This is a genomic window from Ahrensia marina (genome assembly GCF_042140245.1).
Taxonomy (GTDB): Bacteria; Pseudomonadota; Alphaproteobacteria; order Rhizobiales; family MH13; genus MH13.
Map to the genome: position 1 here is coordinate 2,439,686 of NZ_CP159483.1, position 25,939 is coordinate 2,465,624.

22 protein-coding genes are annotated in these 25,939 nt (G+C 57.2%); 17 read left to right on the forward strand and 5 right to left on the reverse strand.

What is annotated here, in order from left to right; all coding sequences use genetic code 11:
* Positions 1 to 179: 179 nt before the first annotated feature.
* The 3 genes from ABWH92_RS11875 to ABWH92_RS11885 form a co-directional block, all read right to left on the reverse strand.
* The gene (locus ABWH92_RS11875) at positions 180 to 497 is read right to left on the reverse strand and encodes a DUF1801 domain-containing protein (protein ID WP_375568614.1); all 318 of its coding nucleotides are present in this window, start codon (positions 495 to 497) and stop codon (positions 180 to 182) included.
* A gap of 280 nt (positions 498 to 777) precedes the next feature.
* Positions 778 to 1,536: an isocitrate lyase/phosphoenolpyruvate mutase family protein gene (locus ABWH92_RS11880; RefSeq protein WP_375568615.1), complete on the reverse strand. Its 759-nt coding sequence runs from the start codon at positions 1,534 to 1,536 to the stop codon at positions 778 to 780.
* Entirely contained in the window at positions 1,523 to 2,608 is a 1,086-nt protein-coding gene (locus tag ABWH92_RS11885) for a bifunctional transcriptional activator/DNA repair enzyme AdaA (RefSeq protein ID WP_375568616.1), read from the reverse strand. Before ABWH92_RS11885 ends, ABWH92_RS11880 begins: the two co-directional genes overlap by 14 nt.
* Before the next feature lie 423 nt (positions 2,609 to 3,031).
* On the opposite strand from ABWH92_RS11885, the gene ABWH92_RS11890 reads away from it, so the two are divergent.
* The 12 genes from ABWH92_RS11890 (at position 3,032) to ABWH92_RS11945 (ending at position 16,107) form a co-directional block, all read left to right on the forward strand.
* A complete protein-coding gene (locus ABWH92_RS11890; protein WP_375568618.1) occupies positions 3,032 to 4,384 on the forward strand; it encodes an ABC transporter substrate-binding protein in 1,353 nt (450 codons plus the stop codon).
* Positions 4,385 to 4,458: 74 nt separating this feature from the next.
* Positions 4,459 to 5,766 (forward strand): ABC transporter permease subunit, encoded by a 1,308-nt coding sequence (locus ABWH92_RS11895; RefSeq protein ID WP_375568620.1) that lies wholly within the window; start codon positions 4,459 to 4,461, stop codon positions 5,764 to 5,766.
* A 10-nt stretch (positions 5,767 to 5,776) separates the two neighbouring features.
* Positions 5,777 to 6,619, forward strand: coding sequence for a carbohydrate ABC transporter permease (locus ABWH92_RS11900; protein ID WP_375568622.1), 843 nt, complete (start codon positions 5,777 to 5,779; stop codon positions 6,617 to 6,619).
* 15 nt (positions 6,620 to 6,634) lie between these two features.
* Positions 6,635 to 7,681 (forward strand): ABC transporter ATP-binding protein, encoded by a 1,047-nt coding sequence (locus ABWH92_RS11905; protein WP_375568624.1) that lies wholly within the window; start codon positions 6,635 to 6,637, stop codon positions 7,679 to 7,681.
* A complete protein-coding gene (locus ABWH92_RS11910; RefSeq protein WP_375568625.1) occupies positions 7,678 to 9,180 on the forward strand; it encodes a glycerophosphodiester phosphodiesterase in 1,503 nt (500 codons plus the stop codon). Before ABWH92_RS11905 ends, ABWH92_RS11910 begins: the two co-directional genes overlap by 4 nt.
* A gap of 9 nt (positions 9,181 to 9,189) precedes the next feature.
* Positions 9,190 to 10,215, forward strand: a complete 1,026-nt coding sequence (locus tag ABWH92_RS11915) for a LacI family DNA-binding transcriptional regulator (protein WP_375568627.1) — start codon at positions 9,190 to 9,192, stop codon at positions 10,213 to 10,215.
* The gene (locus tag ABWH92_RS11920; protein ID WP_375568629.1) at positions 10,212 to 11,057 is read left to right on the forward strand and encodes an inositol monophosphatase family protein; all 846 of its coding nucleotides are present in this window, start codon (positions 10,212 to 10,214) and stop codon (positions 11,055 to 11,057) included. The genes ABWH92_RS11915 and ABWH92_RS11920 overlap by 4 nt, the downstream gene beginning before the upstream one ends.
* Positions 11,058 to 11,305: 248 nt before the next feature.
* The gene (locus ABWH92_RS11925) at positions 11,306 to 11,989 is read left to right on the forward strand and encodes a tyrosine-type recombinase/integrase (RefSeq protein WP_375568631.1); all 684 of its coding nucleotides are present in this window, start codon (positions 11,306 to 11,308) and stop codon (positions 11,987 to 11,989) included.
* A gap of 101 nt (positions 11,990 to 12,090) precedes the next feature.
* On the forward strand, positions 12,091 to 13,047 hold the full coding sequence (locus ABWH92_RS11930; RefSeq protein ID WP_375568633.1) for a tripartite tricarboxylate transporter substrate binding protein: 957 nt from the start codon (positions 12,091 to 12,093) through the stop codon (positions 13,045 to 13,047).
* Positions 13,048 to 13,052: 5 nt separating this feature from the next.
* Positions 13,053 to 13,550 (forward strand): tripartite tricarboxylate transporter TctB family protein, encoded by a 498-nt coding sequence (locus ABWH92_RS11935; protein ID WP_375568635.1) that lies wholly within the window; start codon positions 13,053 to 13,055, stop codon positions 13,548 to 13,550.
* A gap of 3 nt (positions 13,551 to 13,553) precedes the next feature.
* Positions 13,554 to 15,053, forward strand: a complete 1,500-nt coding sequence (locus ABWH92_RS11940; RefSeq protein WP_375568637.1) for a tripartite tricarboxylate transporter permease — start codon at positions 13,554 to 13,556, stop codon at positions 15,051 to 15,053.
* A 241-nt stretch (positions 15,054 to 15,294) separates the two neighbouring features.
* Positions 15,295 to 16,107 carry a hypothetical protein gene (locus tag ABWH92_RS11945; protein ID WP_375568639.1) on the forward strand — a complete coding sequence of 271 codons (813 nt, stop codon included), beginning with the start codon at positions 15,295 to 15,297 and terminating at the stop codon, positions 16,105 to 16,107.
* Between the two features lie 46 nt (positions 16,108 to 16,153).
* On the opposite strand, the gene ABWH92_RS11950 is transcribed toward ABWH92_RS11945, so the two are convergent.
* Positions 16,154 to 17,476 carry a hypothetical protein gene (locus ABWH92_RS11950; protein WP_375568641.1) on the reverse strand — a complete coding sequence of 441 codons (1,323 nt, stop codon included), beginning with the start codon at positions 17,474 to 17,476 and terminating at the stop codon, positions 16,154 to 16,156.
* Complete coding sequence (locus tag ABWH92_RS11955) at positions 17,473 to 19,146, reverse strand: glycosyltransferase family 2 protein (RefSeq protein ID WP_375568643.1); 1,674 nt, start codon at positions 19,144 to 19,146, stop codon at positions 17,473 to 17,475. Before ABWH92_RS11955 ends, ABWH92_RS11950 begins: the two co-directional genes overlap by 4 nt.
* A 247-nt stretch (positions 19,147 to 19,393) precedes the next feature.
* Between ABWH92_RS11955 and ABWH92_RS11960 the strand changes: the two genes are divergently transcribed.
* From ABWH92_RS11960 to ABWH92_RS11980, 5 genes are all read left to right on the forward strand, one after another.
* Entirely contained in the window at positions 19,394 to 20,161 is a 768-nt protein-coding gene (locus ABWH92_RS11960; protein ID WP_375568644.1) for a glycosyltransferase, read from the forward strand.
* A gap of 474 nt (positions 20,162 to 20,635) precedes the next feature.
* Positions 20,636 to 22,414, forward strand: coding sequence for an acetolactate synthase 3 large subunit (locus ABWH92_RS11965; RefSeq protein WP_375568646.1), 1,779 nt, complete (start codon positions 20,636 to 20,638; stop codon positions 22,412 to 22,414).
* A gap of 21 nt (positions 22,415 to 22,435) precedes the next feature.
* Positions 22,436 to 23,005, forward strand: a complete 570-nt coding sequence (ilvN, locus tag ABWH92_RS11970) for an acetolactate synthase small subunit (protein WP_375568648.1) — start codon at positions 22,436 to 22,438, stop codon at positions 23,003 to 23,005.
* A 125-nt stretch (positions 23,006 to 23,130) separates the two neighbouring features.
* The gene (locus ABWH92_RS11975) at positions 23,131 to 24,615 is read left to right on the forward strand and encodes a methyl-accepting chemotaxis protein (protein ID WP_375568650.1); all 1,485 of its coding nucleotides are present in this window, start codon (positions 23,131 to 23,133) and stop codon (positions 24,613 to 24,615) included.
* Positions 24,616 to 24,671: 56 nt separating this feature from the next.
* The gene (locus tag ABWH92_RS11980) at positions 24,672 to 25,769 is read left to right on the forward strand and encodes an ATP-dependent RecD-like DNA helicase (RefSeq protein WP_375568652.1); all 1,098 of its coding nucleotides are present in this window, start codon (positions 24,672 to 24,674) and stop codon (positions 25,767 to 25,769) included.
* The last annotated feature ends 170 nt before the right edge of the window (positions 25,770 to 25,939 follow it).

A 25,939-nucleotide genomic window follows, 5' to 3' on the forward strand; every position in this document is an offset into this window, starting at 1 on the left:
GCCTTTCAGGTCACGTCAAACGGTTCGCCTCCTCATATAGCTTCGCATCCCCGCACGCCAACAAGTGGTGCAGAAAAACATGGGGGGCAACGTCCACAAATGGCCGGCAAAGCGGACATGACCAAGCTTCAGCTTTGCGGACAAAGCTGGCGTTCGCCCTATCGACTTGAATGACTACTTTAGAGCTTCTGTCCCGGAAGCTTCAGGGCTTGGTGAACCCAGCTTGCAAGTTGCTCCTTGTCGAGAGCCTCATCCTCGTAGATGTCCAGATACCGAGTACCTTCTACCTTGGATGCTATCGGCGGTACCGGATCGAGCGACGACCCGGTCATAAAGGTGATTTGGACGTAGTTTTTGTAGCAATACATCGCCAGAAACCAGCCGTCCTCCTTGCCATAGAACGGTGTGTTCCAACGAACCTGTTTGCGCACCTCGGGGAAGGCACTTTCGACAGTCGCGTCGATCTCTTTGCCGAGCGTGCCTTTCCAGCCGAGCATCGCCTAGATGTATGCTTTCACAGCTTCGTCGCCGTCACCCTTCGGGATATAGGGGTTCGTGCTGGAGGAATGCGTGGGTTTCTTGTTGTCTGTCATAAGATGAGCTTACCACAAGGTTTGTTGAAAGCCGACCTTCGCTGTCTCGCCGAATTTGGTGAATCTGGGCTCGAAGTGGACCTTGGTTTTCGTCCTGAAGTGGCGGCAAACCGGACATGACCATGCGTCAGCTATGCGGACAAAGTGTGAATTCGCTGCGGCTGGCCAAACGTCCGGTTCGCTTTCATTTGATGGAAGTGCAGGCCGCCTTCAGGTTGGCGAGGAATTCAAAGAACGGACCGGGGCCATAGCTTGCCCTGGACACTCCGAGTAAAGCGACGTCTTTGATCGAAGCTAGTTCCCCCGTCATCATGACATTTACCGGCAAACTTGCTCTCTCAGTGACCTCGAAGATGAGCCGCGCGTCTGTGAGACCTGGCACAAAGAAGCAATCAGCACCCGCCTCTGCGTAAGCGGCTTCGCGCTCCAACGCCTGTGCCAAATGGTCTGCATGGCTGGCTGGGTCGGTCCCGAGGAAGAGGTCGGTTCTCGCATTCAGAACGAGCAGGATACCCTCGTCAGCGGCAACAGATTTGATTGCGCGAATGCGTGCCGTTTGTGCGGAGATCGCGTGCAAGCCCTCGCCCTTCACCACTCTGTCTTCGAAATTGATCCCGACGGCACCGGCGCGGATGACCTTGCGGACGTTCTCGGCGACCTCATCGGGACCCGTCGCGTAGCCGCCTTCGAAATCCACTGTCACGGGCACATCGACGCTGGCACTGATGCGCCCGACAATTCTCAAAACGAAATCAAGCGGGATTGCCTCACCGTCGTAATAGCCATGTGCTGCCGCCATGGACCAACTCCCTGTCGCAACGGCAGGTGCCCCAGCGTCCTCAACGGCTTTCGCTCCTCCGGCATCCCAAATGTTGTAGAGAACCAGCGGACTACCTTTTTGATGCAGGCTTGCGAGGCGCGTTGCTTTTTCAGCTTGTGACATGATGATTTACCTTCGCCCTTTTCGGCAGGTATTGTCGTTCAATTTCAAGAAGCTTTTGTTTGCGCCAAAGCCCGCCACCGTAGCCGGTCAACGATCCGTCTGCGCCGATGACGCGATGACAGGGAATGATCAAAGCGATCTGGTTCGCCCCGTTCGCGCGAGCGACAGCCCGAACAGCCGAGGGTCGACCGATGCTGGCTGCTATATCGCTGTAACTGCGCGTTGTGCCTGCTGGTATCTCTCGCAGCGCGTCCCAAACAGCGCCGCTGAACTGCGAACCGTGATAGGCCAGTGGGGTACGAAATCCCGAAGAAGACCCCCGGAAAAAGGTCGAAAGCTCCTCTTTGACCTGCTCCGCAGGTTCCGTCCTCCCAATGCCCAGACGGCCCTTCGCAAAACTGTTCAGTCTCTCGAGTTCTTTGGGCAGCGCCTTGCGGTCGGTGAATTCAAGGAGGTGAAGTTGGGACTTGCTGGTGACGGAGACCATGTCGCCGAGCGGCGTGGGAACCCAATCAGCAAAGAGTAACGGGTCTGCCGACAGGGCGCCGGGCGCTTTTCCGAGCAATTTCAGGAACGCCGCCCGAAATGCACTGGCGGAGTCAAAACCTGCTTCAAGCTGGCCTTCGATCACTGCGCCGCCATCAGCGAGTTTTTCAAACCCGTCCCTGAGCCGTCTTTGCCGAGCCATCTCCAGGAATGTCATGCCGAACTGGCGTTTGAAGCTTCTTCTGACAGTAGAAAGATCGAACCCCATCCGTTCGATATCACTTTCCCGCCAGCAATAGTCCGGACGCTCGTCCAGGGCCGCGAGCAACGCTGCAATCGCCGGGTCAGCCAGGGCCATTGGCTCAAGAGGATGGCAGCGCTTACACGCCCTGTAGCCAGCCTCGATACATTCGCCGATAGTTCCAAAGAACGTGCAATTTTCTTGCTTGGGTTTGCGGGCCGGACAGGTCAGGCGGCAGAAGACGCCGGTTGAAGACACACAGACATAAACCTGCCCGTCATAGGATGCATCGCGGGCCAAAAGGGCCTTGTAGATCGTATCGTGGTCAGGAAGATCGAACAGCATGTTCGCAAAAATAGCACAAGAAAGAAACGGCGCCGCCGAAGATCAGGCGTCTATTCAAATTGTCTCGTTGGCGCTATGCGGACATTCATCTGTTTCGCGACATCCGGTAGAATGGGCTCCAAGCGGTCATGTGAGACTTGACGGTTCTGGGCGGCAAAGCGGACAAAGCTACTGACCTACATTTTGACACAGTAGTCGGAGTTGGTTGAAAGACTGACCCTCAATGCGGATAGCAACAAAGTTAGCGCAGAATGCGCGCCGATTGCTCTGCGGTCCTCCACGTAGCTCTGCGCCAAGAATTGCGGATCTTCACCGAACTGTCCACGAACCGTCATCCCCACGTCATGGACGGACTGCATAAAGCAGATATGTACACGTGTACATAACCGTTTTTCCTAGCTTTGACGCACCAAGGGGAGTTCGATGACCATCCTTCGCACCGCTACTGGTCTTTCACTTGCAGCCGGCCTTCTGGCCAGCACGGCTGTTGCAGCCTTTGCTGAAGATTACACGTTCCGTGTTTGGGCCGGCGGCTCCGGCCCGGTTGATGATTACCGCACCATCGCCATCGAAATGGCCGCTGACATTCTTGAGCGTGAAGCCGCCATTCGCGGTGAAGAGCTCACCATCACAATTGAAGGACGCACCAGCTTTGATGGCTGGGATGGCTTCAAGCAGGCTGTTACGCTGGCGGCCGAAGCCGGGGACGCGCCGGAGATCCTCGTCACCTCCCACACCGACATCGCGCCGTGGTCACAAGCCGGCATCATCGTTCCGGTTGAAGACTATGTGAACCTCGACGCCTGGCCGCTCAAAGACATCTTCCCCAACCTCATGGAGATCGGTTCCTTCGGTGGCACCGTTTGGGGTATCCCGCAGGACTTTGAAAGCCGCCCGTTCTTCTTCTGGAAAGAGCATATGCGCGCCATCGGCTATTCCGATGCCGAAATCGACGCGCTGCCGGCAGCCGTTCAAAACGGCGAATACACCCTTCAGAACGTTTTAGAAGACGCGATTGCCATGCAGGAAGCTGGCGTTGTTGAACCAGGCTACGGCTTCTATCCACGCGTTTCCAATGGTCCAGACTACTGGCAGTTCTATCTTTCCTTCGGCGGCACCATTGAAGAAGACGGCCAGCTCGTGTTCGACAGCGCTGCCATGCAGGACTTCTACCAGTTCTTCGCCGACGCCGTGGACGCTGGCGTAACCCGCCAGAACCATATCGGCACGCCTTGGGACCAGTGGTACTCCGAGGTTGCTTCGGGCCGGGCCGGCCTGTGGCACGGCGGCACCTGGCACTATGCGCGGTACACGGGCCGCGAAGGCCTGGAAGACTTCTTCAACACGATCCAGTTTACGCTGATCCCGGCTGGTGATGAAGACGGTGCTGCCAACACCATCACCCACCCGCTGATGTACCTCATCACCGACCAAGGTGACGAAGACAAACATCAGATCGCTGCTGAGCTGGTCACCATTGCCTCTGAGCCACGTATCAACACGTTGCACGCGATCCGCTCAGCTCACCTGTCGATTGCGCGTTCGCAATCCGACATCGACCTGTTCTCCAACGACCGTTGGGCCTCTGAGGCGACCGAACGCCTTCTGCCCTATGCCTCGGCCCAGCCGAACAACACAGACTTCGGTGCCTACATCGACGTCATGTGGTCCAATCTGGAAGCAACATGGACTGGCCGAAAAACGGCTGAAGAAGCTGTTGCAGACGCTGAAGCGGAACTCGTCGCCACCTTGGGCGATGCAATCACCATCCGCTAAACGCCAAAACGGGGTGGCCTGTTAAGGCCGCCCCACCCTTTTTTGCCCTCGCCAACAAGAAGAGCGTCGCGACCATGACATCCCGGCAGCTTGGTTTTCTGTTTCTCGCCCCGGCAACCGCCTTCGTCTTCCTGTTCTTCCTCGTGCCAGTGCTTCTGACAGTGGTGTTCTCCTTCACCAACATGTCGACAGCCACGGGCATCACTGGCGGCGCATGGCAGGTGAACCCTGGGGCCATGCGGCGGCTGGCGCTTGTCCATGAAGAACCTGAGCTGGCCGAAACGCTCCAGATTCAGGCCTTTGTCGTTGATGAACGCGCGCTCGCAACACTTCAGGAAACAGGCACGCCAGAAGCAATTGTCAACGAGCTGGAATCAGAGCTCATCGGCCAGACCTTCGGATCACGGCGCGAGATCGCCCGCGCCCTTCGGAACCTTGATAACCGGCCCCGCTCGACCCGTGACATCAATGCGCTGGCCAGTCAGTTTGAGCGCTCGCTGGTCGGCAACCGCTACGACACCGAAGAGAGCCTGTTCGCCGCCATTGTCACCATGGGGCTGACCTTAAGCCCCGATCAGGTAGCCGCTGTTGCGGAAGCGACATGGACTGGCTGGTCATGGACGACAGAAAACTTCCAGCGCATGGTGCTTCTGCCGGACACCATCACCATTTTCCTGAACACGATTTTTTACGTCTTCACGACGCTCATCTTCTTCAACACCGGCTTTGCGCTCATTCTAGCGATCACGACCCACTACATGCCGGAGGGGCCAGCCGGCTGGTTCCGGTCGATCTGGCTCCTGCCACGCGTTCTACCAGCTGTTTTGTATGTTCTGATGTGGAAATGGCTGGCCTGGGACACGGGCTTTCTGTCCTCGCTCTTGGGTCAGTTCGGCGTGCCGCCGCGCAACTGGATGCTCAACGATGCCGCAAGCGCCTGGACCTTTGTCATCATCATCAATGGCACGGTCGGCGCGTCCATGGGCATGCTCATCTTCGCTTCGGCCATCAAGGCAATCCCGCAGCAGATCTTCTATGCCTCCGAGGTCGATGGCGCATCGCGCTGGCAGCAGATCTGGCATATCATCCTGCCGCAGCTCAAATGGCCGATCCTTTTCATCACCACCTATCAGTCGCTTTCGTTGCTCACTTCTTTTGAGCACACCCTTCTTGCCACCGATGGAGGGCCGGGCGGCGCGACCGAGGTTTGGGCGCTGCACGCTTATCACACAGCGCTCTCCAACTATGCCGGCAACCTTGCCTATGGCTACGGCGCAGCGCTCGCCCTCGTTTTGGTGGTGATCGGGCTCGTTCTTTCGGTCGCCTACCTTTTCTTCTTTGACTTCAAGAACCTTGTTCGCCCGCCACGGATTGAGCGGTGAGGAAAGCGCAATGAGCCAGCAAAGCAGCATATCGCGCAACTTCAATCCTTGGCCGATGATGATCCTACTCGGGATCCTTACCGGGCCGCTCGCTTTCATGTACGTCTTCTTGTTCGTCGACACCGTCACGAACACCGAGGCCGGCTCGCTGATGCCGTCGGAGTTCACGCTTGAGCATTGGCGATTTCTCACCCATGACATTGAAGGCCGCCCGAACATCTGGGCTGTCACGCTCAACACCTTCATCTTCGCCGCATCGCATACTGCCGTCGTTCTCTCGATCTCGATGACGGCTGGCTATGCGCTGTCGCGGCTCAACGTTCCGTTCCGGGCATTCTTTTTGGCCGGCGTTATGATCCTGCACGCCTTCCCGACGGTCACCCTGCTGATCGCCATCTTTCTCGTGCTGCAGTTTCTGGGTCTCTACAACACGCTGGGCGGTGTGATCCTGGTGAAAGCAGCACTACTTCTGCCATTCGGCATCTGGATCATGAAAGGGTTCTACGACACTGTTCCCTGGGAGATCGAAATGGCTGGCATGCAGGATGGTGCAAGCCGCTTCACCGTCTGGCGGCTCTTGGTCTTGCCGCAAGTCATGCCGGCAGTGTTCGCCCTTGGCCTCTTCGCCTTTCTTGACGGCTGGTCGGAATACATCCTGCCTCAGGTGTTGGCACCGGGACAGGAAGTCCAAGTCCTGTCGGTCTATCTGGCGAACCTGATCGCCGACGACAACAACTTCAACATGAACCTCTTCAAGTCGGTTGGCGTCTTCTATGTCCTGCCGGTCCTGGTTCTGTTCGTGTTCTTCCAGAAGCGCCTGCTCAGCATGTATGGCGGCGGTACCAAAGGGTAAGGAGACAAGAGGCCAATGGATATCCGGCTGGAAAATTTCACCAAGCGCTTTGGGCCAACCACTGTCATAGAGGACCTCAATCTCACCATCCAGGATGGAGAGATGCTGGCGCTGCTCGGCCCGTCCGGTTGCGGCAAGTCGACCACGCTTTTTGCTATCTGCGGCATTCACCGCATGGATGGTGGCAGGCTTCACTTCGGCGATCAGGACGTCACAGACACGTCAAGCCAGAACCGCAATGTCGGTGTGGTCTTCCAGTCCTATGCGCTCTATCCGCACATGACGGTGGCCGAAAATATCGGCTTTCCCCTGCGCATTCGCGGAGATGACACCGCAAGCCGCCGCCGCGCTGTCGAAGAGATGGCGGAGCTTGTTCAGATTTCCCCCTATTTGAAGCGTCGCCCGGCGGAACTATCTGGCGGCCAGCAGCAGCGCGTGGCGTTAGCGCGTGCCCTGATCCGCCGGCCCGACGTGCTGCTGCTGGACGAACCCCTGGCCAATCTTGATGCCAAGCTGCGGCTTGAAATGCGTGCGGAAATCCGCCGCATCCAGCGCGAAACAGGCATCACCGCCGTGCTCGTCACCCACGACCAGGTGGAGGCCATGTCCATGTCGGACCGCATCGCCATAATGGAAGAAGGCAGGATTGTGCAGATCGCCGAACCGATGGAGATGTACAACAAGCCGGCCTCCGACTTCGTGGCTGGCTTCCTGGGCAACCCTCCTATTTCCTTTTTGGATGGCAGTATCGAACAAGGCGCTTTCGTTCACAAAGAGAGCGGTTTGCGTATTCCTTCCAACGGTGCACCCGACCAACAGGCAGCACGTGCCGGTATCCGCCCCGAGCATGTCCAGGCCAATGCTGAGGTCCCCATCGAAGGAGAAATCACCTTCTTTGAGGCCCATGGCCGCGAAACGCTTTATGAGTTGAAGCTGAAGGGCGGTGGCAATCTGCGCTCCATTCAGGCCAGCATCCCGGACAAACAGATCGGCGACCGCGTCAACTGGGGCATCGACTCTGGTTCCGTCCTTCTTTTCTCAGAAAATGGTGCACGTCTGTGAACGGGCCGCAAGCCTTCCTCGACCGCTTCGGTTGGACGCTGTGGCCGCAGAACGCACTGCCAGTGGCCATCGCCCATCGCGGCGCAAGCGACCATGCGCCCGAAAACACGCTGAAAGCCTTTCGCGTTGCGCACGAGTTGGGCGCCGAAATGTGGGAGATCGATGTGCAGCTGGCCGCTTGCGGCACCGTTGTCGTCAGCCACGATGCCTCGCTTGGGCGGGTCGCCGGTGATGACCGGCCCATCGCCTCGGCAACCGCCGAAGCACTGAAACAGACCCTGCTGCCGGATGGCGAACGCATCCCGACGCTTGATGAAACCATTGCGCTCGCCGAGGAAACCGGCACTGCGCTCTACATTGAGCTGAAGGATGCTGAGAGTGGCCCGGCGACCTGGAACCTGTTAAAGGCCACCGGGTTTAAGCATGCGGTCATCGGCGCTTTCGATGCGGGCTGGATCGCAGACCTGCGAAACGCCGGTTGCCAATGGCCACTCGCTGTTCTCGTTCCCCGCGATGAAGACCCGCTGGCCTATGCCCACCAAGCCAAACCGGACATCGTCCATCTGTGCTGGGAGAAAGCGGGCGACCGGCCTGATGCCCTTATCACCGAGGAACTCATCACCGCCGTGCATGATACCGGTGCAACGCTCGTCGCTTGGCACGAGGAGCGGCTGAACGTGGCCGAAGCTCTGCAAACAAAACCGCTACTTGGCATCTGTACCAACCGCCCGGAAATCCTGAAGCCTGCCAAGCTAACCCATCCCATCGCCCTTGTCTGCCATCGCGGTGCCAACGCCTTTGCGCCGGAAAACACATTGGAAGCCGCCCGCTTTTGCTTTGATCAGCGCCTCGACTATGTCGAGCTTGATGTCCGCACCAGCAAGGACGGCGAACTGGTCGTTATGCACGATGCGACGCTGGAGCGCACGACCAATGGCACCGGGCTGGTTACCGACTACACGCTTGCGGAGCTGCGGGAGATGGATGCCGGAAGCTGGTTCTCCGACACCTGCAAAGGCACCAAGATACCGACCCTGCGCGAAATGCTGACCCTCGCGCGCGACCATTCCTATGAGAAGGCCGGCATCTACATTGAGATCAAATATGCCAGCCCACGCGCGATTCTCGATGAAATCGAAGCAACGGGCATGCACGACCGTGTCTTCCTCTGGGGGGCGGACATCGACGCGCTGGAATGGCTGCGTGCACGATCCAAATCCCTCCAGCTCATGGCCCCGCTCTGGCTTTATGGCTCAGTTGAAGAAGCCCATAAGCATTACCGCGCGCAGATCATCGAATTTGATGTTACACGCGACGATTTGAACGAGATTGCTACCTGCAACGCGATGGGATTGAAAACAATGATCTATTCCCAGACCCACGATTGGGATGAATTGGCAAGCTATTTCAAGTATAGACCTGACCTTGCAAACTTGGATCGCCCCGATCGCTTCAAACTCCTGGCCGACTACAATTGGCTTGAACGCGGGCAAGCATAAGAGGCCAATGTGAGCGCTGGGGACCGACGCAAACAGGCCGTCACATCGCACGATGTGGCGCGCGCAGCAGGTGTTTCCCGCGCTTCGGTCAGCCGTGCTTTTGCCGCCGACGGCAACATTTCGCCAAAGCTGCGCAGCCACGTTCTGCAAGTCGCGCAGGACATTGGCTACAGCGTCAACCAGATCGCACGTGGTCTGAATCGCCAGCGTAGCGACCTTGTCGGCATAATCGCCTCGCGCCTTGATAATCCCCACCGCTCGGCACAGGTTGAGGCGCTCACCAAAGGAGTTGTCGCGCAAGGGCTGCGGCCCCTGCTTTTTTGCATTGAACGAAACGAGCCGGTGGACCGTATCCTCGGGCTCCTTCTCGACTATCAGGTCTCTGGCGTCATCATTACATCCGGTTCGCCCGATGAAACCATTGTCGAGCGATGCGCCGCCCATGAGGTCCCACTCATCCTCGTGGACAGGCCCAACACAGATTGGGAGCGTGTTGACCATGTGACGGGCGACAATGTTGCCGGCGGACGCATGGTGGCACAGGCCCTTCAAGAAAAAGGGCGCAGCCACATTGTTGTTGTGCGCCCCAGACGCATTACCCATGCGATGAGCGAGCGCGTCGACAGCCTTGTGACGACCTGCGGCGAGTTCGATATCGCCGTTGAAACCATCCTCATGGATGGCTCGGATTATGACGCTGCTCTGCAATGCGTGTCGCACTGGCTGACCACGCAAAACGCGCCGGTGCGCGATGGGAGCACAGCCCTTTTTGTACCCAATGATATCTCGGCCCTTGGCGCGCTGGATGCCTTGCGCGTCACTGGCCTCGCCGTACCTCAAGACATCGGCTTGATGGGCTATGACGATATCGCCCAAGCCGCTTGGGTTGGCGCAAGCTTGAGCACGGTGCGGCAGGATCCTGAAACCATCGCCGCCGAAGTGCTTACACTGCTTGCCCGACGCATCGAGACGCCTGATGGTCCGCCCACAACCATCCGCATTCCCGTGACCTTGAAACTGAGATCGACGCATTGACTTCCACACACCCCGCTTCCCAGTCCTCTACTCTTGAGACACAAGCGCTGGAGGCGCGGCTGGCCATTGCCTGTGAAGTGGTGCGACGGGCTGGCCAAGAAGCACGTAAGGCCTGGCAGGCTGGCAGCCTTGCCGTCGATGTCAAAGGGCACCAGGACTTTGTCACAGCCATTGACCGCGACACCGAAACGCTGATCCGCAATGAGTTGACCAACGCCTTTCCAGGTGATGGGGTGTTGGGCGAAGAGTTCGGCGGACCTAAAAGCGATGGCCCACTTTGGGTGGTCGATCCAATCGACGGAACGACCAACTTCATCCGCGGGTTGGCAGATTGGGCGGTGTCACTGGCCTTGGTCGAAGGCACCCAGCTGCATCTCGGGATCATCTATGATGGCGGGCGTGACTGCCTGTATTGGGCGCGGGCCGGCCACGGCGCTTACATTGAGGGCAAGCCGGTGAGATGCGCGGACACACCCGATCCCAATCGTGCGCTCATCATGCTCGGAACCAACAGCCACACACCGCTTGATCACCATCTTACCGATCACCGCAAGCTCGATGCGCTTGGCGCAGCCTACCGTCGCCATGGATCGGCAGCGACTGGACTTTTGATGGTCGCGGATGGCCGCGTCGACGCTTACTACGAGCGTTCTCTTAATGCCTGGGATGCCTTGGGTGGCCTTTGTATCGCGCAGGAAGCGGGTGCCGTTGTCACCGCGCAAAAGGTAGATCAGTTCCTGAGGACGGCTGGTCCTGTACTATGCACAGCACCAGCGATAGCGGCCCCGATTGGCGATGTGCTGGCTTCTGGCTTGACCGCTAACTCAGTATCAAAGTGGTAGCAGTTGGTTTCACAGCGATGACAATAGTTGATTGCATTCACTGAACGGCAATCGAGGCTTGAAAGCTAAGACCTGTTACTTAAAGCTTGAACCTCGGCTAGGGGTCGAAGGCGAGCCAAACGCACCCGATCCGATCTCCGGGAAGTTGGCTATGCTGAAGTTCAAGAATTGCCAGAACGTGGCGGCAAAGCTGCCGTTGGCCTTTGCCCGTGCTTCAATGCTGATCTTCATCGGAAAGGAGATCAGCCATGGCTGTCATACTGCAATATGCCGCCCCATATCGCCCTTGGAACAAGGGAAAACTCGTTGGGCAGAAACCGCCACTCAAACCCCGTGAAGTTTGGGCCATTCGGGTCCGGCTTCAGATCGCCAACAAGAAACGCGACCTGGCCCTCTTCAATCTGTCGCTCGACAGCAAGCTACGCGGCTGCGACCTGCTAAGCCTGAAGGTCTCGGACGTTCGGACCGGTGGCGATGTTCGGAGCCGAACCAAGATCATTCAAAAGAAGACTGGCAATCCGGTCCAATTTGAGATCATGGATCAGTCCCGAGATGCGATCCGCGATTGGTGTGAGTTCAAAGGGCTGGAGCAGTATGACTGGCTGTTCCCAAGCCGGAAGGATCGCAAACATCACCTCTCAACACGCCAGTACGCCCGTCTGGTCGACGACTGGGTCCAGTCGATCGGTCTTCGATGCTCAGCGTACGGAACCCACTCCATGCGCCGCACCAAAGCGACGCTGATTTATCGAAAGACCGGCAACCTGCGGGCAGTACAACTCTTACTCGGTCACACCAAGATTGACAGCACGGTTCGTTATCTTGGCGTCGAGGTCGAAGATGCGTTGGAATTGGCCGAGAGCATTGAGCTGTATTCTCGCGCCCGTCCATTTGTGGCGGCAAAGCAGACATTTAGACTTCGGCCTTTTTAGCCTGTCGTGCACATTGTGAAAAACATGCTAGTGAGCGCCAAGGTTCGATCCCAGTAGGCAACCCACGTCACATTCTGTTGTTCCCAAAAAGAAGGCCCGCTATGAATCCGATAAGTTTGGTATCAATGGCCTTCGCCGGATTTACTCTACTGACTGCAAGCCAGTCACTGGCGCAGGAAGCCAAGATCGACTGCCCGTCGGTCGAGTTCATCGTTGGCTTTGGGGCAGGCGGCGGAACCGATCTGTTTGCGCGCTCCATTCAGCCGCGCATCGAAGAGGAACTGGGTGTGCCCGTTCAGGTCCTCAATATCACCGGCGGAAGTGGTGTCGTCGCCTATAGGGACGTCATGAGGCGCCCTGCTGATGGTTGCACGATCTTCGGCATCAACACAGATTATGTTCTCCTTGAAGTGACAAGGGCGGCCGCTGATTTGTCGCTGCTTGATATGAGCCCACTGGTTCGGGCTCATGTTGATATAGGGCTACTGAATGCCGTTGCCGGCGGGGCAGAGAGTTTCAATGCCATGGCCATGATGGCCCGCAACGAGGGTCGAGATCTGCTGATTGGCGGCGTTGGTGCAGGCTCATTTGACGAGGGCGCCGTCATGATCCTTATGGAACAGGCCGATATTGGGTATCGCTTCATCCCCTATGATGGCGCGCAGGAAATGCACGCTGATCTGCTCGGCGGTCGTCTCGACCTGGCTTATGACGAGGTCGGAGTCATGCTGCCAATGGCCGAGGCTGGCCAGGTCAGGCCGCTGCTGGTTGCCTTCGATCAACGGATTGATGCACTGCCCGAGGTGCCAACGGCAGGAGAGCTTGGCCTCAGCGTCTCTCCGCCGATTTGGCGTGGCGTCGCCGTGCGCCGGGAAACGCCAGAGGATATCAAACAGGTGATTGCATCCGCCATCGAGGCGGCCCTAGGCAGTCCGCAATACCGCGCTTTTGAGATCGGCCGTTCGCTCGACATCGTGCCTGGTTTTGCCGGGCCAAATTCCTTTCAAGATATTATTAGGCTGGAAATCGAGAACTTCGCTGCGTCATTGGGCAACTGAAGCCCATGAACAACAGACGAGTTCCAACAGCCAGCGTCTTCGGTTTGGGACTTGTGGTTCTGGCTGGCGCGCTTCTCCCCTCGGCCCAAGGCATTGAATTGTCCGGCGGCATATCACGCAATGAAACGATAGGCCCTGGTGACTTTCCGCTCGCCTATTTATGGGGATGTCTGGGGATTGGCTGCCTTCTGATCCTCAGCGACATTAGGTCCCAGCCTGGCCTCCCTCCAACGGCTCTGCGTGCCTCAGGCCATTTCGTCCTGATTTTGGTGCTGCTTGCAATCTATTGGTTGGCACTCAGACTTATGGGTTTCACTTTGCCCACACTGGTGCTTCAAGCTGGGCTATTGGCCCTGGGCTTTCAGCGGTGCGGCTGGATGTGGCTGCTTGTGGCGCCAATCCTAATAACGGCGCTGGCGATCGGGTTTTTCTCCGAGCTCCTTGGCGTGCCGCTGCCGCGCGGCCTTGGCATGTTCTATGATATGAACCGGCTCATCCACTGAACAATGATTGACGCGCTCCTTCCTACGATCACGCTGTCCACCATGGTATTCGTGCTGGCGGGCGTTCTCGTCGGATTTTTCATCGGCGCTTTGCCCGGTCTCGACATCACCACTGGCGTCGCGCTTCTGTTGCCGATCACCTACGTAATCGCCGCTGAAAACGCGCTCGTTTTTTTTGCTGCTGTATACTGTGCCGGCGTGTTCGCAGGGTCCATAACCGCGATTCTTTTCAATGTGCCGGGCACGTCAGAATCCGCTATGACCGCGATCGAAGGATCCCCGTTCACGCGCCGTGGTGAGCCCGGCCTTGCTTTGGGCACGGCGATTGTGAGTTCCGGCCTGGCTGGGATCGGGGCTTCTGTCGTTCTGATCTCGATCGCCCCACGTCTGGCACAGCTGGCACTTTTGATTGGGCCTGCGGACTATGCAGCGCTTGCCATTCTTGGCCTTGCTTGCGTTTCCGCCGCATTTGGCCAATCGATCCTCAAAGGTATTGCCGCATCCTTAATTGGCCTGTTTGTCGGTACCATCGGCATCGATCGGATCACGTCGACCTCCCGTTTCGTGTGGAGCGATGGCCTCGCCGACGGTATTGACTTCGTGGCTGCCATCATCGGGTTGTTTGGTGTCGCGAGCATTATGATGAACGTCATTCAGGGCGACGATGGTCCGGATGCCACAAAGGTTTCGCTGCGTCGGCTTGGCTACCCTTCGATGGCCCAGTTTTTTGCGCTACGCTTTGCCCTGGTACGCTCATGGCTAATTGGCGTGGTCTTAGGGATCCTTCCCGGTGTTGGAGCAACGAGCGCTTCCTTCATTGCGTACAGCATCCAAAAGCAACTGGACCGGCGTACCAACCCGCATGAGGAAGGGACGCTGGAAGGTATCGCATCAGCTGAGGCCGCCAACAACGCGGCAGGCGTTGGTGCGCTCATCCCACTCTTGTCCCTTGGCATCCCCGGCAGCGCGACCTCGGCGGTTATTCTGGGTGCCTTTGCCATCCACAACCTCCAGCCTGGTCCGCTTTTGTTCATTCAGCGCCCGGATTTGGTCGACACACTTTTGTGGTCTGTCCTGTGCGCCAACGTTATGTTTGTTGTGCTGGCCTTCTTTTTTGTGCGGCTCCTGGCACAGATGGTGCGGCTTCCCTATCCGCTGCTGGCCACTGGCATCCTCACTATCAGCATCACCGGCGCCATTGCGGTGGGCGGGATGGACACGCTGGCCGCCATGTTCGTGTTCGCAGCCGTTGGCGTGGTTTTCCAGGTGCTAGCGGTGCCAACAGTACCACTGATCCTGGGCATGATACTTGGGCCAATAATCGAAGTTTCGCTGCGTCGTGCTCTCCTCATGAACGACGACAATTTTGGCGCGCTCATCAGCCAACCGCTTACGGTGATCCTGCTGCTTGCAGCGCTAGCGGTGCTGCTCTTACCGAGCGTCTTTGGGGTTCTCCAGAGTTTGCGCCGCCGCTCCCAAGGCACAAAGGCTGGGCCGCTATAAGGCGCAATCGGACAGGCCTGGAGTCATTAAGCAGCATGTGCTCCAAGGACTGCCTGGTGCCCTGCGAATAAAGGTCCAACGAGTGGCACCTTGTGGCGCGTGGGCAACTTTCCCAAGGAATCGGATCGGGCCGTCAGACTCCCCATGACTAACCATTGCCGCAGCGTTAGCGACGGTGCTAAAAAAATTTTTGGCGGTTGCGCGAGTCGTGATTAGCTTAGCGCGTTTGTAAGGTGTTGGTATGGCGTATGAACTAAAGTCTAGCGTGTCCTGGACGGCGATTATTGTTTGCGCGTTCGGTGTTAACGCCGCAACGGCGTCAGATTTTTTAGTCAATGGCATCGATCCAACTCTGCCTGCTGTTTCCGAGTTGAATGCGAAGTTTGCCATTGGCGGCGGCGCGTTCGAAGATTTCGGGGCTGGCTTTGTGGAGGGCTCCATCTCGTTTCCTGTTACCCACCAGACTGGCTTCCAGCTTGATGGGCTTGCCGGGCTCGGTGATGACGGTGGCGTGTTTGGAACCGGCGCTCATCTGTTCTGGCGTGACCCATCGGTTGGGCTTTTGGGCGTCTATGGTGCTTTGACCAGTGTCGACATCGACGACAATGACTACACACATATTGCTGGTGGTCTGGAAGCAGCAGCCTATTTCGGACAGTTCAGCCTCGAGACAATTGTTGGTCTGGAGGGCGGTGATGACGTTGAGGAAGGCGTCTTCACCATCACCAATCTGGCCTACTACCCAACCGATGATCTGCGCCTTTATGCTGGCCTTCGCTATATTCAGGAAGACTTCACCGGAGCATTGGGCGCTGAGTATCAGTTCAATCCAAATGGTGCGCGGCACGCGCTGGGTCTGTTTACCGAAGGCCGCTTTGGCGATGACAATGCCGAAATCTGGGGTGGACTGCGTGTATACCTTGGCGCACCCAACACACTGATCGGCCGTCACCGTGAGGATGACCCCAACAATCCGTCGCTGGATTTCCTCTTTGAATCAAATGTTGCGGCGCAGACAGCTGCACCATTGACGAGCGTAAGCCCATCTGAGTGAGCTGAGGGTTGGCAGGGCTCTCAGTTCGCGCTGTCCGCTTAGCGCCCTAGTCAGGATTCTGGATCTCGCATACAAAAACGTTCCGCTTTCCGTTGGCCATAGCTGGTATTTCCGCTACGCGCTCCAATGAGACGTTTGCACGGAATCCAAAGGCGTCTTGCACCTGCGAAACGGCACCCTTTCGTGCATCAATACCCGGGACATCGTCCGCCTGATAGCGGACGAGAAATCGATTTGGGTCGAACTGAACGATCTGGATTGCCGCAGCGCCAAGCAGACTGCTTGTCTGGGTCAGCACCAGTGCTGTTGGACGAAACAACCCGCCATCGGGGTGGTGAAAAAGGTCGGCACGCCGTCCCATAATCTCAGCTATATCGACACTCTGCGACCGGTGGCAGTCAGCCTCGCCCAACCTAACTTCATCGCCCAATTCATAGCGAATAAGCGGCATGGCATAGCTGTAAAGTGGTGTGGTCAGGATTCGGCCGATGTCACCAGCGCCCACCGGCTGATTGGCATCATCAACCACGTCCACATGCGTCACTTCGTCGACAACATGGTATCGCCTGCAATCCGGGCACTCCAGGGCAACATGACCCACTTCTTCCGCTGAGTAGTTGGAGAGCGGGCGCGTGCCGAATACCTTGGCAATAGTGTCGTCATCGCTCTTGCCTCGAGGCTCACCATAAAGGCGAATCGTCGCCAGTTCGAAGCTGGGCCGAAGGCTACGGCTTAGGTAGATATTTGCGATGGCCAGCAATTGTTGCGGCCGGACTTTGAGATGCTGCGGCTTGATCTCTTCAAGCCTTTTCCAAAGGTGATCGGTTGGCAACTGGGCGTTGATGTTGACGTGCCTTCCAGGTTGACCAAGCGCTTTGTAAACGGGCGCCCAATGCTCCTCTTCATACTCCGTTGGTCCGCTGGAAATCGGCCGTCCAGAAATGGTAACCATCAGTCCGTGCGGCTCGCTTGCGTTCCATTGATCAAATCGACGAATGACACATTGTGTTGCGATTTGCTGCGTATCGGTCCACAACGCACGCACCGGTTGGCCCGTCGAACCCGAGGTTTCGGCGAAGAGTAGGCCGCCAAAGTTCTTGGGCACATCGGAACTTCGTAGGCTCTCAAATTCTTCCAGCAATTCACGCCTGGTAAGAGGCTGCACATCCTTCCACGCTTCAAGGCGAAACGCACCATCGTCATCAAACAGCAATTTGAGACGCTGTTTGTAGAAGGGCGTCGTTTGCCAGGCATGACGGCACAGGCGCTCGAGCATAGTGATGTGCTGAGCTTGAAGTTCGGCGCGCGAGCGCGTCTCACAACTGTCCAGAACCTTGCAAAAGCCGCGTACGATCTCGTCGTTGTTCATTCCCGCACCGTCGCCTCGTCGCTGGTTCCGACAGCGAGTTCCTTGTCCACACGCCTCACAACATCCTGCACGGCCTGCTCACCGATTATGTCATTGAAATGCACAATGATTGAATCGATGGGAAGACCCAACTCCTTGTGACCAATAAGATAATTACGAATTCGATCTTCCCAGACAAGCGGATAGGGAATCCCCATCGGTCGACGGAAGCGATGGACCCATCGCAAGAAAGGCAGACATAGCGCTCTTCCACCGTTTTGGCGGAACTTCTCGTGGAGATAGCCTTCCTCACCGCCAAACCCTCTGAACAGCGGATTGAAGCCAGGCCAGGCCTCCGCGCGGCAGGCGAACAGGCCAGCCCCCTGCATGGGAATGTCAAACGGTTCTGCGTCGGGGTCCTTTCCTCGATCATCTTCAACCCAGGTGCCAAAGATGCCGCGACGCCAGCTGGGAGCCCAGTGCGTGTAGACTGATGAAAGGTCGTCTCGGACCATAGGCCCTTGAAGCAGGTCATTCGTATCAGGATTGTCCTGGAAATATCGGTCAAGGCGAGCCAGCGCTCCAGGAGCAAGCAGTACGTGGCAATCGACTACGAGAACAAAGTCACCGGTCGCTTCGTCGAAGATTTTCGCCTTGGAAGCCGATGGTCCGGTGGTTGCGGCAAACGGCACGTATCGGTAGTTCGCAATCCGATTTTCAAACGCCTTGAGCGCTTCAGCACATGGTCCGGTGGGGTTGTTGTCAATCACCAGGAGTTCACTCTGGTCCATGATCTCAGGATGGTGCAGCCGCAATGACTGGAGCGTGAAGTATACGCCGTCATAGTCGTCAAAAGTGGCCATCCCAATGGTCAGGCGTTTATTGCCGCGGGGTGGGGTCGGCTTTGGAGCGATCGACACAGCTTTGGCTGGCCCGCCGCCCACGGCCGAGACCGCGTTCACCAGGCTGGAGAGTTTGGCAGCTGGCAAACCGCTATCGAGAAGCGCATCGATCAGATCGATGGCTCGGTCGAGCTGATCAGGCGCTCCAAACTTTAACGAAACTGCTGGAACGTCAGCAGCCATCGTCTTGGCCATGTCAAAGCCACCGCCATCCAGCTGGGCAGCATTTAAGAGGCAGCTGCTCAATAGCAGTGCCGCTTCATCAGGGTCGATTACGGCGGCTCGGCAATCGGCCCCATCCTCAAAGGAGGGAAAGACAAGCAGTGCAGGCGAGAGGTTTGGCGGCGGTGCCTTGGTATCGATCTGGACCAGCCTTTGGCCAGCCGGTCCATACAGTGGCCGAGTTGTTAAGAGTGGAAATCTTGAGATGTTTTTGGATGCCCAACTATCCAGCACAATCGCACCCTGTTGCGTTTGCAGACAATTGGTGTCGGTCGCGTGCAGGGTCCAATCGGACCCGACATAGTCGAAAGCTTGGCCCGCAAGCCAAGCTGTTGCAATGGCTCGCCCCGGCTTGCCGATATCAGCGACCAGAAGTGCGCGCTCATTCCGAACCAATGTGTCGGCGTGGATAGCCAACTCTTTGGTCTCACCCGCGGTCGCAATTCTTGTGAGTGCGGCAACGCACTGTAAGGGAACATCGGCTTCACCAAGGCCCGAGGCGAATGCTCCAAGACTGTCGAAGACGGTGAAAGTCGGTTGACCATCTATTTCGGAACCTTCGACCACGACAGAATGCGATGCTTGTTTAGCAAGACAATCCCTTGGTCCGTAGATCTTCCGCAAAATCTCTGCCACGGGCTTGGGGCATTGTACATCGGCGGTTTCGTGGCCGATTGGAATAATAAGGCGTTCCGTTTGCTCGTCGGTCACGGTTGATCCCTTACAAGGCTTGCTGCCAGCGTCTTCAGCAGCAATGCTGCATTACCTGATGAACAACACAGGATGCCTTAATCAAACAACGAGAAAGTTGAGCATGCGTGGCGAACAAATTGGCGTAAGCTGCCTTTGCAGGACCTATGGGCGCACCGGGTTGCTTGAAGAGGCCATCCAGTCGTTTCTTGTCCAGGACTATCCAGGTCCCAAGGAGTTGATCATCCTGAACGATCTGGACGCGCAGGAACTCCGCTTCCCGCACCAGGATGTCACCATAGTCAATGTCCGCGAACGGTACCCAACGCTGGGCGACAAATGCAATGCATTGGTTGAACTGGCCCGGTTCGATGTGCTGTCGCCGTGGGATGATGACGACATATCCTTGCCGTGGCGTTTGTCTACGTCGCTTGCCCGCCTGAGGGACGGATACTTCAAACCGCGAACCGCTCTTTTTTCTCAGCAAGGGTTTATTACGGGATTCCGCCAGGCCCCTTTTCACGCCCAATCCTGCTTCCAAAAGGATCTCTGGCAAGCCGTTGGCGGATATCCTCCCATCGATGTGGGCGAGGATACGCAATTTGAAACGCGTTTGCGCACGAGGTTCGGCATTAGCCATTCTGAACTCACACCCGCCGAACACTTCTACATCTATCGCTGGCGCGGTGACGGCCATGTGAGCGACACCAAGACACTGAAGGCCGGTTTGGACTGCTACGAGGTCTTCGATCAAAACGTACGCAATCAGATCAAAACCGGTGAGGAGCCTGAGGGCTTGGTTGAGCTGAAACCGGCCTGGAGGACTGATTATGTTTGGGAAGCTCGATTGTACAATATGGGCCTTGGCAGCTTGGTCAGAACCAATTGGTAGGGATAAGCTTCTGAACTAGGTTTCGGAGCAACTGAGATCGACGACGGCAACCTGCATTTGGTTGTTGGCTATCCAGCGTACGTCCCCGCCCCGTCGGCCGTCTGCCGCAGCGCCGCTAATGACCGCTATGGGGATGAAGCTGACACTTAGTTGGCAAATTGGAGTTGCGAGCTTCTCGCTGGAATTGTCAGTTCAAGCCACCAAGTGATGGTTTTTTGTGTCCTTGACCGCTCGCCGATCATCGGCTACCAACGCGGCCATGATGACACATGCAGCCAGTATTGTACTTGTAGGTAAGCACACCGGGTGCGGAACCAGATAGGTTTCGTAAACAATCCGGTGTGCGCAGAGGCCCTCTTCGAAGGGCCTTTTTTATTGCCTGAAGCAAAGATGCGCGCTGCACAGCCATCATGAAACGGCGCAAGCCAACTGAATTGAGATGAAGACACAACCAAGACGTGGATGGACAGGCCAATGACACGGGAAATGACTGGGGCGGAGATGGTGATCCAAGCCCTGAAAGATCAGGGTGTGGAGCATATTTTCGGGTATCCGGGGGGCGCCGTCCTGCCGATCTACGATGAGCTCTTTCAGCAAGATTCCATCGAGCACATCCTTGTCCGCCACGAGCAAGGCGCCGGTCATGCCGCTGAAGGCTATGCCCGCTCCACCGGCAAATGCGGTGTTGCGCTGGCCACCTCTGGCCCCGGCGCCACCAATATGGTGACCCCACTCACCGATGCGATGATGGATTCCATCCCCATGGTCTGCATCACCGGCCAGGTGCCAACGCACCTCATCGGTAATGACGCGTTCCAAGAATGCGATACGGTCGGCATCACGCGGCCCTGCACGAAATACAATTGGCTCGTTCGCGATGTGAACGATCTGCCGCGCATTCTGCACGAAGCCTTTTACATCGCCACCACCGGTCGGCCTGGTCCGGTTGTTGTCGATATTCCAAAGGATGTTCAGTTCGCTGTCGGCACTTATGAGGGGCCGCAGAATGGTCGCGCGCGCACGGGCTATGAGGGCTATAAGCCCAAGCTGAAGGGTGATCGCGATGCCATTCGCGAGGCGATGGAGCTGATCGCAACCGCCAAAAAACCGGTGTTTTATACCGGTGGCGGGGTGATCAACTCCGGCAATGCAGCCTGTCAGCTGCTGCGCGAGTTGGTGCGTGCCACGGGCATGCCGATCACCTCAACCTTGATGGGTTTGGGCGCTTTCCCAGCCTCCGATCCACAATGGCTGGGCATGCTGGGCATGCACGGTACCTATGAAGCCAATTTGGCCATGCATGATTGCGATGTGATGGTGAACATTGGCGCGCGGTTCGATGATCGGATCACCGGGCGCACGGACGCTTTCTCGCCGGGTTCGAAGAAAATCCACATCGATATCGATCCGTCCTCCATCAACAAGGTGATCCGCGTTGATGTGCCGATCATTGGCGATGTCGGCCATGTTCTGGAAGAGATGGTGCGCTTGTGGCCAAGCGTTTCGCACAAGGTGGACAAAGCCGCGCTCAAAAGCTGGTGGGGCGAGATCGATCATTGGCGCAGCCGCGACTCCTTGCGCTACAAGCCCAATGACAAGGTGATCATGCCGCAATATGCGATCCAGCGGCTTTATGAGCTGACCAAGGATCGTGAAACCTACATCACCACCGAAGTGGGCCAGCATCAGATGTGGGCTGCGCAGTACTACGGTTTTGATGAGCCCAATCGCTGGATGACATCCGGTGGTCTGGGAACGATGGGCTACGGTCTGCCGGCTGCTATGGGCGTGCAGGTGGCACATCGCGATGCGTTGGTGATCGACATTGCCGGTGATGCCTCGGTGCAAATGACCATGCAGGAGATCTCCACAGCGGTTCAGTATGAGCTGCCAATGAAGGTTTTCATCCTGAACAACTCTTACATGGGCATGGTGCGCCAGTGGCAGCAATTGCTGCATGGCAACCGCCTGTCGCACTCCTACTCAGAGGCCTTGCCTGATTTTGTGAAACTGGCGGAGGCCTATGGGGCCGTCGGCATTCGCGCTGAAAAACCTGACGAATTGGACGACGCGATCCAGGAAATGATCGATGTGAAGCGCCCGGTGATCTTTGATTGCGTCGTGGCCAACCTCACCAACTGCTTCCCGATGATCCCATCGGGCAAAGCGCACAATGAAATGTTGTTGGATGAGGAAGTGCCCGATCAAGACATCGGCACCGCTATTGATGAAGAAGGCAAGATGCTCGTTTAGCGCGGGCGTGGAGAGAAAGACATGAACGCACAGCATCAGCCGACAGGCTCAGCCTACTTCCTATCGGATCTCGGCACCGAAGTTGAAACCCACACCCTCTCGGTGGTTGTCACCAACGAGCCGGGGGTCCTTGCCCGCGTGATCGGCCTGTTTTCCGGTCGTGGCTACAACATTGAATCGCTCACCGTGTCGGAAACCCAGCACGAGAAGCACCTTTCGCGCATCACCATTGTGACGACTGGTCTTCCGGCGATCCTTGAACAAATACGCCACCAGCTCGACCGTTTGGTGCCGGTGCATCAGGTCTCGGACCTGACAGTCGAAGGCGCCGATCCGCTGGAGCGTGAGCTGGCTTTGGTGAAAGTGGCTGGCACCGGCGAGGCGCGGCTCGAAGCGCTACGTCTTGCACAAGCTTTTGGGGCAACCACCGAGGATGCGACGCTGGAAAGCTTCGTCTTCCAGCTTGCCGGTCGTCCACGTGAGATCGAACGGTTCATCGATTTGATGGCTGAAATTGGCCTTGTCGAAGTCTCTCGCACTGGAATTGCAGCGGTTACACGAGGTGCGCAAGGTTTGGGTGGGGCGGTCTAACAACTTAAAGTAGAAATTACCACTCACTTGCTTGCCCAATACTTCGTGCGACTGCGTACCGATACGCTTTGTTAACGCCAAGAGCCCTACGCCCTGCATGAATTGTGCAAAAAAGGGTGGCTGGCATGTTTGGTTTTTTGGGTCGTGGCAACGCGTTGACGATGCAGTCGGAAGTCTTGGGTGGCCTGGCGTCATGCGTGATGATTGCCGATGCAAACGACATCATCATTTATGTCAACAAAGCGCTGATCGCCTTCCTGAAACAGGCCGAAGCCGACATTCAGGAAAAGCTGCCGCACTTTAAAGTCGACGAGCTTGTTGGCTCGAACATGCACATTTTTCACAAGAACCCTGACCATCAGAAAGTGATGATGGCCAAGATGGATCGTGCGTTTGAAACAACCATCCAGGTTGGCAAAGCCAAGTTCGATCTGAAAGCTGAACCTGTAAAAAGTGGCGGCAAGCGCCTCGGCACCTTCGTGGAATGGCGTGATGCTGCCGAACGCATTGCGCGCGATGATTATCAGGCGCAGATCGAAGCGGTGGGTCGCAGCCAAGCGGTGATATCTTTCACGCCGGACGGCACGATCCTGGATGCCAATGCCAACTTTCTGGCGGCCACCGGATACACCCGTGATGAGATCGTTGGTCAGCATCACCGAATGTTTATGCCCGGCGAAGCTGCGTCTCAGCCTGCATACGAAGAGTTTTGGGACTCGCTGCGCAGCGGCAAGGCCCAGGTTGCTGAGTTTGAACGGATCCGCAAAAACGGTCAGCCGCTTTGGATTCGTGCAAGCTACAGCCCGCTGCTCGACCCTGATGGCAATGTCTACCAGGTGGTGAAGTTTGCCGTTGATATCACCGATGAGATCGACAGCCGCGAGCGTCGCAGGGCCGCGCAAGAAACCATCGCCACCGACATCGCTGAAATCACTGGTGCTGTGTCGAGCACAAGCCACCAGGCCGCCAGTATCGCGACCTCATCTGATCAGGCGTCCGACAATGTGCAATCGATGGCCGCCGGCATTGAAGAGCTTGTTGCGTCTGTAAACGAGATCAACGCTCAAGTTGTGGAAGCCAGCACCATCTCGCAGCAGGCTGAACAAGAGGCCAAGCGGACCACGGAGACCGTGGCAGGGCTTTCGGAAGCCGCTGGCGAAATTGAAAATGTGGTCAAGCTTATCTCCGATATTGCCGAGCAAACCAACTTGCTGGCGCTGAATGCCACGATCGAAGCCGCGCGGGCCGGGGAGGCCGGTAAGGGCTTTGCGGTTGTCGCTAGCGAGGTGAAGAGTCTTGCCACGCAAACGGGCAAGGCAACGGAAGAGATCGGCCAGAGCATCACCAGGGTGCTCACCAGCACCAACGAAGCAGTTGATGCGATCAAGATGATCTCTGACACCATCATGAAAGTGAATGAGATCACCACGGTGATTTCGTCGGCTGTTGAGGAACAGTCGGCCACGACCAGCGAGATGTCAGGCTCCATGCAGGTAGCCGCTGATGGCGTGCGCCAGATCAGCGAGGGCGTGCGCGAGATTGCTGATGCAGCGCAGCTGGTTGATAGCTCGGTGCAGAAGGTGCAAGCGGCATCCAGCGCGCTCGGCTAGCACGCCGTTCAACATTTCGCTGGTTTCGCTGGGGGCGACTCGGCTAAACCCGCCTTATGAATCTGTCCCCTCAACAAGAAGATGCCATCAAGGCTGTACGCGCTTGGTTTCGCGCGCCTGATCGCCCTGTTTTTCGCCTCTTTGGCTTTGCCGGTACTGGTAAAACAACGCTCGCGCGTTTGATTGCTGAGGATGTGGACGGCGATGTGCAGTTTGCCGCCTTTACCGGCAAGGCTGCGCAGGTTCTGCGCTCGAAAGGGGCCGAGAACGCACGCACCATTCACTCGCTCATCTATCGACCCAAAGGCGAAGAGGCTGACGATGAGACAGGCGAGTCCTCGCCACTCTTCTCCCTCAATCGCTCTTCGCCTGTCTCCAAGGCTGATTTGGTCATCATCGATGAGTGCTCCATGGTTGACGAAGAACTTGGGCGCGATCTTCTTTCCTTTGGCACGCCGATCCTGGTGCTAGGCGATCCGGGTCAGTTGCCACCGGTGTCTGGCGGCGGGTTTTTCACCGATCACGAGCCGGATGTTCTGCTTACCGAAATTCACCGCCAGGCGCGTGAAAACCCCATCATTGAGATGGCCGACATCGTGCGCATGGGCGGGACGCTTGAGCATGGCTCGTATGGTGAGAGCCGCGTCATCGGGCGTTCCGAAGTCGATCAGAGCGAAGTGCTGGATGCTCATCAGGTGCTGGTCGGGACCAACAAGACACGCCGCAAATACAATCGCCGTCTACGCGAGTTGAAGGGTTATGCCGGGCTGTTGCCGTCACAAGGCGACAAGCTGGTCTGTCTGCGTAACCGGTCGGAGAAAGGGCTGCTCAACGGCTCGCTCTGGCACGTAGCGTCTGTCGGTCGGCGCAAGGGCAACACGTTACAAGCGTTGGTGCGCGCTGAAGATGAGGGTGTGAGCCAAAAGGTGCGCCTCTCGGCGATGGCTTTTGAAGACCCAGAGAACGCCCCTCCTGTGCCGCGATCCATGGATGCGTTTGATTTTGGCTACGCTTTGACGGTTCACAAAGCTCAAGGCTCGCAGTGGGACCACATCGTTCTTTTTGATGAAAGTTGGGCTTTCAAAGACTATCGCGAGCGCTGGCTCTACACGGCGATCACGCGGGCGGCGGAGCGGCTGACAATCGTTAGGTGAGCTTGGCGAAGCAGGGCTTTTTTGAAAGTGTCTGCGCGATCTTTGGCGTAAGATTCAACCTTGGCACCCTCTGAAAAAGAAAATGGGCCGACGCTTGGGAGGCGTCGGCCCGCTGGCCCGATCTTTGGGGACGGGGAGGGTGGGGACGTGACCGGACCAGTGTTCGATGA